Source organism: Nostoc sp. FACHB-888, from assembly GCF_014696655.1.
Classification (GTDB): Bacteria; Cyanobacteriota; Cyanobacteriia; order Cyanobacteriales; family Nostocaceae; genus Nostoc.
This window is the reverse complement of record NZ_JACJQM010000048.1, coordinates 14266-26732: the sequence shown is the minus strand read 5'-3', so window position 1 is coordinate 26732 and position 12467 is coordinate 14266. Positions and strand designations below refer to the sequence as shown.

Annotated in this window: 8 protein-coding genes and 1 pseudogene; 4 read left to right on the top strand and 5 right to left on the bottom strand. The window is 43.2% G+C overall.

Annotated features, from left to right (window positions below):
* The first annotated feature begins 35 nt into the window (after positions 1-35).
* A complete protein-coding gene (gene modB, locus H6G26_RS24340) occupies positions 36-1847 on the top strand; it encodes a molybdate ABC transporter permease subunit (RefSeq protein ID WP_190731983.1) in 1812 nt (603 codons plus the stop codon).
* A 121-nt stretch (positions 1848-1968) separates the two neighbouring features.
* Here modB and H6G26_RS24335 read toward each other — a convergent pair.
* Positions 1969-2175: pseudogene (locus H6G26_RS24335) on the bottom strand (four-helix bundle copper-binding protein); the annotation flags it as partial.
* A gap of 171 nt (positions 2176-2346) precedes the next feature.
* On the opposite strand from H6G26_RS24335, the gene H6G26_RS24330 reads away from it, so the two are divergent.
* Together H6G26_RS24330 and ribD are read left to right on the top strand one after the other, a co-directional pair.
* The gene (locus tag H6G26_RS24330) at positions 2347-2946 is read left to right on the top strand and encodes an MBL fold metallo-hydrolase (RefSeq protein ID WP_190731976.1); all 600 of its coding nucleotides are present in this window, start codon (positions 2347-2349) and stop codon (positions 2944-2946) included.
* 453 nt (positions 2947-3399) lie between these two features.
* Complete coding sequence (gene ribD, locus H6G26_RS24325; RefSeq protein WP_190731974.1) at positions 3400-4614, top strand: bifunctional diaminohydroxyphosphoribosylaminopyrimidine deaminase/5-amino-6-(5-phosphoribosylamino)uracil reductase RibD; 1215 nt, start codon at positions 3400-3402, stop codon at positions 4612-4614.
* Between the two features lie 43 nt (positions 4615-4657).
* Here the strand turns inward: ribD and H6G26_RS24320 are convergent, their stop codons facing one another.
* From H6G26_RS24320 to H6G26_RS24305, 4 genes are all read right to left on the bottom strand, one after another.
* Complete coding sequence (locus H6G26_RS24320; RefSeq protein WP_190731971.1) at positions 4658-4873, bottom strand: hypothetical protein; 216 nt, start codon at positions 4871-4873, stop codon at positions 4658-4660.
* A 379-nt stretch (positions 4874-5252) separates the two neighbouring features.
* On the bottom strand, positions 5253-7058 hold the full coding sequence (locus tag H6G26_RS24315; RefSeq protein WP_190731969.1) for a serine/threonine-protein kinase: 1806 nt from the start codon (positions 7056-7058) through the stop codon (positions 5253-5255).
* A gap of 312 nt (positions 7059-7370) precedes the next feature.
* The gene (locus H6G26_RS24310; RefSeq protein WP_190731968.1) at positions 7371-8408 is read right to left on the bottom strand and encodes a hypothetical protein; all 1038 of its coding nucleotides are present in this window, start codon (positions 8406-8408) and stop codon (positions 7371-7373) included.
* A 217-nt stretch (positions 8409-8625) separates the two neighbouring features.
* On the bottom strand, positions 8626-9816 hold the full coding sequence (locus H6G26_RS24305; RefSeq protein ID WP_190731966.1) for an RNA-guided endonuclease TnpB family protein: 1191 nt from the start codon (positions 9814-9816) through the stop codon (positions 8626-8628).
* A gap of 323 nt (positions 9817-10139) precedes the next feature.
* Between H6G26_RS24305 and H6G26_RS24300 the strand changes: the two genes are divergently transcribed.
* The gene (locus tag H6G26_RS24300; RefSeq protein ID WP_190731963.1) at positions 10140-12068 is read left to right on the top strand and encodes an alpha-amylase family glycosyl hydrolase; all 1929 of its coding nucleotides are present in this window, start codon (positions 10140-10142) and stop codon (positions 12066-12068) included.
* Positions 12069-12467 lie beyond the last annotated feature (399 nt).

Below are 12467 nucleotides of genomic sequence, written 5' to 3'. Positions count from 1 at the left end.
ATGGATTAGTTGAGCTAATTCTTTCCCAGACAACTATGCCATTAGATTTATCGCCTCTTTGGATATCACTCAAAACTTCATTACTTGCTACATTTATCACCTTCTTTTTGGGTATCGCTGCTGCCTACTGGATGCTGGGATATCGTGGCAAAGGTAAATCGTTGATTGAGAGTATCTTTATTGCGCCACTGATTTTGCCCCCCACGGTTGTCGGTTTCTTGTTGCTGCTATTTTTTGGAAAAAATGGCCCTGTAGGGAAACTGATGCAGGCTTTTGACTTCAGCATCGTCTTTACTTGGTATGGTGCCGCGATCGCAGCCACGGTAGTTTCTTTGCCATTAATGTATAAAACTGCACTTGGAGCCTTTGAACAAATAGACGGTAACCTGCTGCGAGTAGCTAGAACCCTTGGTGCAACTGAAACCACAATCTTTTGGCGCATTAGTTTACCCTTAGCATTACCCGGCATTGCAGCCGCCACAATGCTCGCTTTTGCCCGTGCTTTGGGAGAATTCGGCGCAACGTTGATGCTGGCTGGTAATATTCCCGGACAAACGCAGACAATCCCAATGGCGATTTATTTTGCGGTGGAAGCGGGAGCAATGGACGAAGCGTGGTTTTGGGCGATCGCTATTATGGTGATTTCTCTATCTGGAATTATTGGGGTTAATTTCTGGCAAGAATTGAGGGAAAAGAGGAGGGGAGCAGGGGGCAGGGAGCAGGGAGCAGGGGAAGCAGGAGGAGAAAATCTTTATACTCCGCAATCTAGCTTTGAATCTGGTGGATTGTTAGTCAACATTGAAAAAATACTTCCAAGCTTTGATTTAAAAGTTGCTTTTACTGCTGATGAGCAACCTTTGGGATTGTTAGGGGGTTCTGGAGCAGGTAAGAGCATGATTTTGCGCTGCCTTGCAGGGATAGAAACGCCGACAAGAGGGCGGATAGTTTTAAATGACAGAGTTTTGTTTGACTCAGAGCAAGAAATTAATTTACCCAGCCGCGATCGCCGGATCGGTTTTTTAGTGCAGAATTACGCTCTGTTTCCACACATGAGTGTGGCGCAAAACATCGCTTTTGGTTTGCCTAAAGGACTATCGGCTGGGAGTATTAAAGTGCAGGTAGAACAGCAACTAATAGCAATGCAGTTGCAGGGATTAGGCGATCGCTATCCGCACCAACTTTCTGGAGGCCAACAACAACGGGTAGCTTTGGCAAGAGCATTAGCAAGTCAACCGGAAGCATTGCTTTTAGATGAGCCGTTCTCGGCACTTGACACCCATTTGCGTAGTCAATTGGAGCAGCAAATGACAGAGACTCTTGCTGGCTATCAAGGTGTGACTCTATTTGTCACTCATAATATGGAAGAAGCTTATCGGATATGCCCAAATCTGTTGGTATTGGAGCATGGTAGAGCCGTTCATTATGGCAGCAAACATGATATTTTTAAGCATCCTGCTACCGTTAGTGTTGCCCAACTTACCGGATGTAAAAACTTTTCCCGCGTTGTTCTCCAATCATCGCAACAAGTAGAAGCAATTGATTGGGATTGTACCCTTCAAATAATTGAACCAATCAAGAGCGAATTATCCCACATCGGCATTCGTGCCCATCAGTTTATTTTTACCAACGACTCATCCCAGGAAAATACTTTTCCTTGCTGGGTAATACGAACAAGTGAAACGCCCCATCGAATGACGTTGTTTCTCAAACTAAATTCTGTTGGCAAGAACTTTCAAGACTACCATCTGCAAGCTGAAGTCTTTAAAGAAAAATGGGCGATTATGAAAGACCAACCTTTTCCTTGGTATGTGCGTTTAGATCCTCAGCGCTTGATTTTGATGGAATAAACGCAGAGATACACAAGATGCGAGAAATTCTTCAACATAATATTACTTCAAGCGCCCAGACCCAAAGAGTCTGAGCGCTTGAATATTAGGTTGCAGAGAAACTTCTGCTAGTTAAAGTAATTTATGCGGACATCATCTGCATACTTCTACGAGACTCTGCACACTTGCGGCAAGCAGCAGCACATTGCATCATTTTCGCATCATCGCTCATCATTTCACAAGACATCGCACAGCGATCGCACATTTCAGCACAGAGCATACAAGTGTGTCCCATGAACTCAGAACCACTCATCATCATATTCATGCACATCATGCACATTTCAGAACAAGCAGAGGGAAATAACCAATACTTTTCTACGAGAAGCTGCGCGTAGGTTACTTTTCCGTAGGAGTACACTCAGTACAAGTGCCCAATGCCCAATCCCCAATGCCCTTATTATCTATATACTTAATTATTGATATTAATAGTCAATTACTGAAGTACTGATCCAGAATCATCATGAAATCTTTGCACCGTCCCGATCTCTATAGCTGGTCTAATTTCAATCCGGCAAGAAATATTGATTTCAATGGGATTGCCTGGATTCGCCCAGATGGCAACATCTTGATTGACCCAGTAGCCCTATCAAACCATGATTGGAATCATCTGAAGTCCCTCGGTGGTGTGGTTTGGATTGTGCTGACGAATTCCGAGCATGTCAGGGCAACTAAAGAAATTGCCGATCAAACATACGCTAAAATAGCTGGCCCTGTGGCAGAAAAAGACACTTTTCCTATAGCTTGCGATCGCTGGCTGTCTGATGGTGAAGAATTTGTGCCAGGATTGGAGGTGATTGAACTTCAAGGCTCGAAAACTCCCGGTGAATTGGCTCTATTACTGGAGGAAACAACGTTGATTACAGGAGATTTAGTCAGAGCACGTAAAGCAGGTAGCTTAACTATATTGCCAGATGACAAGCTGCTGAATCGAGAGCAGGCTGTTGCTTCTGTGCGGAGGTTAGCTCAACTGAGTCGGGTAGAAGCAGTGTTAGTGGGAGATGGCTGGCCTGTCTTCCGCGATGGACGCGATCGCTTAAAGGAGCTTGTAGCAACGCTATAAATGGGTGGGGGCGATGCCTACTTTTAGGGCTAGCCCTACACTCAAATAGTACTATAGCAATCCGATTTGATTTGTGTTTCGGCAGACATCAGAAATATTCAACAGAGTCTAGTTGAGCAATTTGCTGAGATTAAAGACCCCGGATTACGTAGGTGGGCATAAAAAAACCAAACTATGTAAAACAAATCGTTCTGGTTAAATTTTCGTTACATACTTATAAATTTTTCCGCCAACTTACTAAGAGCGGACAAAGAAACATCAACAGTGGCTCCTGTTGGCGCAGCCTCTCCTAGAGAAGAGAAATTGCCTGAAGGACTTGTAGCGACGCTGTAAATGGGTGGGTAGCACGCTACCCTATAGGAGATTGCGGTTCAAATAGATATGCAAAGCGCTATTCTCCTGTGGAAAGGCTGCACGATCGCGTGCAGAATATTTACAGTATTGCCTAAAATTATGGATAATTCCCCAGTGGTCGCTCAAGCAGATGCATCCTTAGCAAATTACACTCAGGAAAGTATACATCTAGTGGAGCCAGCAGTTGGATTGAATTCACCACCAAAGGAAAAGATCGGAAGTGACTTTGACTCTCGTATGATGCTGCGGTGTTTGGAACTTGCTCGCCGCGCTTTAGGACGGACTTCGCCAAATCCATTAGTAGGAGCGGTGATTGTTAAGGATGGCGAGATTGTCGGCGAAGGGTTTCATCCTCGTGCAGGTGAGCCTCATGCAGAAGTATTTGCCTTGAGGGCAGCAGGCGATCGCGCTCGCGGTGCAACAATCTATGTCAGCCTAGAACCTTGCAATCACTACGGACGAACTCCCCCGTGTTCAGAAGGATTGATCCAAGCAGGGGTGGCAAAAGTGGTGGTGGGTATGGTTGATCCCAATCCACTAGTAGCTGGAGGCGGTATTGCCCGTTTACGTGCGGCGGGGATCGAAGTGTTGGTAGGAGTAGAAGAATCAGCTTGTCATCAGCTAAATGAAGCTTTTGTGCATCGCATTCTCTACAAACGACCTTTGGGAATTTTAAAATATGCCATGACTTTAGACGGCAAAATTGCTACTACCTCTGGTCATAGCACCTGGGTGACAAGCCAAGAAGCCCGCAATGAAGTACATCAGTTGCGGGCGGCTTGCGATGCAATAATTGTCGGCGGTAATACAGTCCGACAAGATAATCCTTACTTAACTACCCGTCAGGTGGAAGCACATAATCCCCTGCGGGTGGTTATGAGTCGCCATCTCGACTTACCGGAAAGTGCCCATCTGTGGCAAACTGCGGATGCTCCCACTTTGGTGTTAACACAGAAAGGTGCTAATCCCGATTTCCAAGAAGTGTTGCTCAAGCAGGGGGTGGAGGTGGTGGAATTAACATCACTTACACCAGATAAGGCAATGGCGTACTTGTATGAACGGGGTTTTTGTAGCGTCCTTTGGGAGTGTGGTGGTATCTTAGCTGCTAGTGCGATCGCTCAAGGAGCAGTGCAAAAAGTTTTGGCATTTATTGCCCCGAAAATCATTGGTGGTACCATTGCTCCCACACCTGTGGGCGATCTAGGTTTTACTACCATGACTGAGGCGTTGTCTCTAGAACGTGTTCGTTGGCGTGTAGTAGGCTCTGACTGCTTAGTGGAAGGTTATTTTCCTCAAAAAGCCAATAGTCAATAGTAATAACATTTGACTATCAATCAATTCATTGTGATATTGCTCATCAACATTGGCGTTCATGAGCCATATCACGTATAAGGGCTAGCCGGGATTGGATGTAGTGGCAGAGAAAATCAGTTTCGTTAGAATCTAACAACACCTGCGTTTCGGTTTGTTTCACTAACCACTGCACCAAGCTAGCATCATCCAGTTGTAAGAGGAGCTTGGCTTGAGTAGTTTCAACCACTGACCAAAGCTGACGCATGATTCTAGGAGTCATCAGACCTCAATTGAATAATTTAGCTTTGCTGTCTTCAGATTACACAATTACGATCGTACTTTACGACATGAATGTAGAAGCTGAGACAAGTATTATTAAAAACTTAATAATGGTATTTATAACTTTATGAAGATTAAGAATTTGAAACTCGGCTTGAAAATGAGCATTGGGCATGGAAAAGACAGATTTCTATGGGTTTAGTTGTAAAACCTAGAAGACAAATAGACTAAATCCTAAAAACTGGGTTTTTATGTTTGTAAGGACTGCAATTATTTTGATTGTTGCCCAAGAATGCCAGTTTTTTAATTACTATATTGAATACTATATTTGTCTTATAGGATACAAAAACTTAACTCTTGAAGATAATTTTTACCAGAAATTAACACCTTTTGGCTGTAGCTGGACTCACAAAATCATGTAAATTTGCATCCCAAATGCTGATGTAAATAAAATTGCATTCTTGGCGAATAATCTGACCCTTAACTGAGCCTTTCTTAAACCTAAAATTATCCGACTGGCGCTGTTGTACCTCTTTGAGTCCCTGCTTAATTTCTTCAGTGGCTTGCCCATTTAACAATCCATTCAAGGTAGCCTCCATTACCTGCGAGTCTACCGATTGGGCAAAAGATACCTCAGTTTGACGCAACACTTTAGAATTACGATCAAATAAGTAACCAAGATCAATTTTGTTTGGTACTAGTTTGTAAACAACAGCACGGGTATTGCCCCATACACCTCTTAAATCTTGATTTGGTTTGCCGAGGGCAGCTTCTACGGCGCTTCTGGGTGTACCTGTAGGAAATGCAGGAACGCTTTGGCTACTGTTAGTGGTAGCTACTTTACTAGGCGGCTGATCGTTGTTTTGGGGTGTGGAAGGTGCAATATTCTCTGGTTCTGGCTGTGGTGTAAAACGCACTTCTGGCGCTGGAGTATCTGAAGTTACAGGCTCTTTTTCTGGCTGTGGTGTGGATACAACTGGGGAATTAAAAGTTGGCACATCGGGAATTACTCGCCGTCGTGGTGGTGAGGTGGGTATAACTGGGACTGGAGAAGTTTCAGAAGAAGCGGACGGTTCGGCAGATGCAGGAGTGGGCAAAGATTCTGGCAATGGGGTGGGACTTGTAGCAATGGTTGTTTCTGGTTGTTGCTGACGAGTGATGTTAGAAATTGCTACTACACTAAGCAAGCTGCCTATCAGCAAGCTACCAACAATCACAGCAGGTTTTTGCCAGTTTCTAAGAGATGCGATAGCAGAATTTTTTTGCGGGGAATATAATGCTTGGGTTTGTCGAGTCGATGTAGCAGTAGGAGAAAAACTGACTGTGGAATTATTTGCAGCTAACTCAGGAGGTATATTGTTAACAGACTGCAAAGCTTGTAGCATTTTGCTGGCAGTGCTGTAGCGATCGCCAGCATGAGGTTTAATTGCTTGATTGAGGATCGCCATAAATTGGGAAGAGACGTTAGGGGCGTGCTGCTGCCAAAGTATTTCTCCAGTTTTGAGATCAGTTGGTAGTTCTTGCGGGTGTTTACCAGTCAGCAGATAAATCGCCGTTAAGCCTAAGCTGTATATATCAGTGCTGTAAACTGGGCGGCCAACGGCTTGTTCGCTAGGCATATAGCCAGGCGTACCAATGACGAGCGATCGCGTCGGGTATCCTGGAGTATTCACCACTGAACGAATTGTTTCTTTAACAGCGCCAAAATCAATCAAAACTGGTTTGCCATCAACAGAACGGAGAATAATGTTCTCAGGCTTAATATCGCGGTGAATAATGCCTTTGCTGTGGACATAATCTAAGACTGAAAGCAGATTCAAGAGAATTTGCCGAACAGCAGTTTCACTCTCAAATCCTTTAGCCTCAACAATTTTTGTTAAGGTTTGACCGTGAATCCATTCTTGGACGAGGTAAAACTGCCCGTTCTCAGAAAAGTAGGCGTAGAGTTTAGGTATTTGGTTACTACTTTCACCCAAATATTCCAAGGTTGCGGCTTCCCGTTCAAACCGTTGTTGGATAAGCTGGTAGGCTTGCGGGTCATTATTGGTTATCGGTTTTAGTTGCTTGATCACACAGCGACGGCGAGAAGGCATATGCACATCTTCAGCCAGAAAAGTTTCGCCAAACCCACCAGCGGCGATTACTTGGATAACTTGATAGCGATTGTTTAGCAGGGTTATTGTCATGAAAAATCACAAGCGTAGACACCGGAGGCATTCCGCCTCTGGGCTTGTCGTCAGAGAGGGCCCTTTCCAAATGTACATCAGATAAGTTCATGAGTTTATGAACCTGAATTGAGAACGCCATCCATTCCCAACAGTTTATTGGTACAGTGATGGCGTGAATCCGTTTAGCGGTCGCTTTTTTGCATCACAGAGATTACTTAGAAACGTCACCGTCAAAAAGGTATGGAAATCATAGATGCGATCGCATCTATGATTTGAGCAATATTACTAGAATTACTAAAGTTTGAACAAGTTAACTAAGGTTTACACTACCTAATTGAACTCTATAGTCTCAACAAACTCCAAAATACTCTCCTTGATGTCTTCAGCCTCTTCTTCAACAGAATCGGGAGTTTCGCCGTTAATAAAGCTGTGCTGACTACTAACTATATACAAAAATTCACCATTGATAAAGGTAAGTAGCCCCCGGTACGCATCTAATCTCATAGCAGTTCCATTATTTTCTTGCTTAGAAATCGTTGAACCTTTGGGCATATCGATTAACACGTAGTAAGCGCCTCGCAAAGTGTCTTCCAGATATTCGGTATACTCCACAGAAGCATCTGGTACATTGGCAAAAATCGCCTGGGGTACATACTTGTCTACTAAAATTGTTTGTAAATATTCTTCTTGTCCAATAGCCTCCAGTTCCTCTAACTGTTCTAAAGGGAAAGGATAATAATCGATTCTCAGTAAAGTACCGATGTCATCAGAAAAGCCAACTACTCCTTCCTGGCTTTGAATTCTACCGCCTTGCTGCGGATCAACCGGAATCGGTACAGTAAAATTACCTAAAGGAGATTGATATGTCTGGTCGCTAAAATCTTCTATGACTACCGTCTCATCTTCATCATCTGCATCTTCTTCCTCAAAAGCTGCAATTACCTCCTTAATGATTTCTTCTGCTTCCTCATCCTCAAGTTCCAAAGCCGCTTGTAGCTTTTTGAGGTAGGCTTGTTTCGATTTGGGGATAGCGAGTTCTTCGTCTAAAAGCACTATCACTCCAGCAGCAAAACCATCCAGCACTAATTCATCCGATAGAGATACTTTGGCGGCATTAAACAGAGGCCCAATTCCCTCTTCTTCTGTAATGCCTATGAGTCTATCAACTATTTCAGCGATTTCATCTTCTGAGTATTCCTCGAAGACCTCAAATTCCCAAAGGATACCCGCTAAACTTTCTGCATCTACATCTTCAATAGACGAATCAGCGATCGCCGTGACAGTTGCGATCGCCGCCACCGCTTCCTCTGGACTTAGCGATTCCTCTGATGTCTTTGGTGAGTTAAAAACCTTATCATATTTTGTCATAATTGCTACCTGAATTAATTGCTTGATAGTAATAACAGATTGAAAGTGACAATGGTCAGTTTACCAATGGAGCGAATCTTCTAGAGAAAAAGTTAGCTAATAAATGCTTTACTCAGTATTGCTTAGGTGTAATAAAACCTTGTAGACAGCTAATATCCGGCACTAATTAAATCTTGTTTTGACACTCCCCGGCGTGAACGCACAGGGATTCTTGAATCTAAGACATAACTTGCTCATGCAGGTTTTCACCAACATGAGTAGAGGTTTCATCTCCGCAAGCGTTGCCTACGTCTAGCGCAGAGGTTCCGATATGCCCTACCGTACCCAATCCTCGACTAAGGATAATTCTTGCTGCGTTTTCATCCCTATCCATCACGCATCCACACAAACATACGTGTGTTCTAGTAGATAGAGTTTTCTTAAGAAGTTCACCGCAGCGAGAGCATTCAAGGCTTGTATATTGCGGATTTACCGCAACCGTGACACGTTTAAATACTTTACCAAAGTACTCAACCCAAACACGGAACTGATACCAAGATGCGTCATTAATAGACTTAGCAAGACAATGATTTTTCACCATATTTTTAATCCTCAAATCTTCATAGGCTATCAAGTCGTTAGACTGAACTACGCACCGTGCTAATTTCACAGCATGGTCTTTACGTTGCCTACTTATTTTGAGGTGGCGCTTACCTAAAACGAGTCTTGCTTTGCTTCTGTTGTTTGAACCTTTTACCTTTCTGGAAACTCGACGTTGTGAACGCTTGAGAAGTTTTTCGCCAACTCGAAGAAACTTAGGATTCTCGATCCTAATGCCGTCAGAGTCGGTGTAATATTCCTTTAAACCGACATCCAGTCCAACTGTATTACCAGTTGGTTCTATGTTTTCAGAACGGTCTACATCAATGCAAAATTGAACATACACACCATCGGCACGTTTTACCAATCTAACCCGTTTAATCTGGTTAATTTGGTAGAAGTGCAAATCACGAGTACCTTTGAGTTTTAATCTTCCAATACCTTTCTTGTCAGTGAAAGTTATTGATTTTCGATCATCTGCAAGTTTCCAGCCTGATGTTTTGTACTCAACAGAACGGCAATCTTTCTGGAACTGAGGATACCCCTTTAAACCTGGAATACCTTTCTTGCAGTTGTCGTAAAACCTAGAGATAGAAGACCATGCTCGTTCAGCAGAAGCTTGACGAGCCATTGAATTGAGTTCGTTAGCAAACGGGAAATTAGCCGCAAGTACCGCGCAGTATTTCTGCAAATCGTTTTTACCTATACCTTTAACGTCCATCCATAGCCGAATACAGCTATTGCGAATAAACTTTGCAGCCCGAATTGCGTCATCTATTGCAACTAATTGCACTGATTTTCCATAAGCCTTGAACTCAAAAACAAGCATCCTTCCACCTCCTGTCTTATACTACCACCTTCGGTATAAGATTAATTAAAATATAATAAAAAGCCGTCCTACAAGTGCGTAGCTCTAGACCCAGCTTTTCGGTAAAAACTTGAAGCAATTACCGTTAATAGGTACTATAGTCCTTTGTTTTTATCCTCTGACAAATGAATTATGTCTACCGATAGAATTATAAACTAGCTAGCGATAGATACTTACACCGTGAGTGGGATGCAACTATAGCAATGTTTGTAGTAGCACTCAATACTTAAAACGTTGTATTGTTGGTTCTACAAGTGTGAATTACATTAATTTTGAGTTTTTTCATGGTAAAAACCCCTGCATCTCAATTTTCACCAGATCAATACGAAGTTGATTCTGCACAAGAAAAAGTAGAAGCTCTTATAGAAACATCACCATCAGAAACTGAGATTGACCTAGAGTTTCTGTACACTAGAGATATTGAATTTCGTCAAGAAACCATTTACTTTCTTGTGGTTGATCGCTTTTATGATGGCGATCCAGATAACAGCGAAGGTGCAAACTCAGAACTGTACGATCCAACTAGACAAGATTGGGGTAAGTACTGGGGTGGTGACTTGCAAGGTGTCATCGATAAATTAGATTATCTAAAAAATATGGGAGTTACCGCCCTTTGGTTAACTCCTCTGTTCGAGCAGGTTGAAGAGTTATTTGTTGGCAATGCAGCGCTACATGGCTATTGGACAAAAGACTTTAAGCGGCTCAATCCTCGGTACATTGCTGATGGGGAGAATCCTTCTTTAAACGCTACCCAAGAAGAAAAAAATACGACCTTTGATCGGTTAATTACGGAACTGCACAAGCGGAATATGAAGCTGGTGCTGGATATCGTCTGCAACCATAGCAGCCCTGATACTAGCGGTAGCAAAGGCGAATTGTATGATGATGGCGTCAAAATTGCTGATTTTAATGATGATGTCAATCATTGGTATCACCACTATGGCGAAGTGCAAAACTGGGAAGACGACTGGCAAGTACAAAACTGTGAACTATCTGGTTTAGCAACCTTTAATGAAAACAATACTGAATATCGGGAGTATATCAAGTCAGCAATTAAACAATGGCTAGACCGGGGTGTGGATGCACTGCGGGTAGATACTGTCAAGCACATGCCCATCTGGTTTTGGCAAGAATTCACTGGCGACATGAGCAATCACAAACCAGATGTATTTATTTTTGGTGAATGGATTTACAGTAATCCTAGTGACGATCGCTCGGTGGAATTTGTTAACCACTCAGGCATGACACTGTTAGACTTTGGTTTGTGCGTGGCAATTCGAGCCGCACTGGCGCAAGGTTCAGAAAACGGATTCCAGACAATTCAATACATTTTTGACCAGGATTATCGTTACAAGGGAGCAACAGAGTTAGTTACCTTCATCGATAACCATGATATGTCCCGCTTCCAATCGCTGAACCCCGATCCAGCGATGCTTAAGGTTGCGATCGCCTTAATTATGACCTGTCGCGGCATTCCCTGTATATATTACGGCACAGAACAGTATCTGCATAACGACACCGATGGCGGTAACGACCCATATAATCGCCCGATGATGGAAAGTTGGGATACTGATACTGAGATATATCGTTACATCAGGCTATTGTCTGGCTTACGGCGACTAAATCCAGCCGTGTCAATGGGTAGCCATTGGCCAAAATACCTCACCCCCGACATTTACTGTTATGTGCGCCGCTCTCGTGACTCGCTGTGTTTTGTAGCTTTAAACCGGGGAGGAGAAGTCATTCTACCAGAAGTAGAAACAGAATTGCCCGATGGGGAGCATACCTGCGTAGTGACTCGCAATAAGTATGAAGTGAAAGACGGCAAGATTTATGACCTAGTATTAGAAGAACGGGGAGTGCTTGTTTTCAGCCACGTTGGGGAACGCATCAGAGCACAGACAATTGTGCGCGTACAACTCAATGGCGTGGATACCCAACCCGGCGAAACTATTGTGGTAACTGGAGATTGCCCAGAGTTGGGTAACTGGGATATCAGCAAAGCATATCCTTTAGAGTACATCAATCAAAATACCTGGTCTGCTGAGATTGCCTTCGATGAGAGTGCTGGTAAGCTGATTGCATATAAATATGCCATGTGGCGGGAAGGGCGATCGCCTCTGCGGGAAAATTTGGTAAATCGCCGTTGGGTGATTGCCAAAGAAGGCACCGTTAAATGGCGTGATACCTGGGCATCGGGAAGAGAATCGTAGAAATATCAAATGAAGTATGAAGAGTGAAGGATTAAAATTTTGATTCTTCACTCTTCATTATTTGTGAATTTAAAGTAACAAAAAATACACAAATAAGGGTATTGAACCGCAGTGTGCGCCATAGTGTAGTAGTTAGATGCTTTAGTAATTTTGTACTCATGAGATATCAGCAGTTGCCGTTCTCGATGCAACCGACAAGATAAGAAAATTAATAAAAGGAGTAATTGCTAGATTACTTTTGGAAAATTAGTTGCAGGTCAATTGTAGGATCGTCAGCGTAACGCATCAAGTTAGCTCTTTTTGTGCGTTACTTGTAAATCACCGTTGGGTGATTGCGAAAAAAGGCACTGTAAAATGGTGTGATATCTAGGCATCGGGAAGAGAATCGTAGAAATTTCG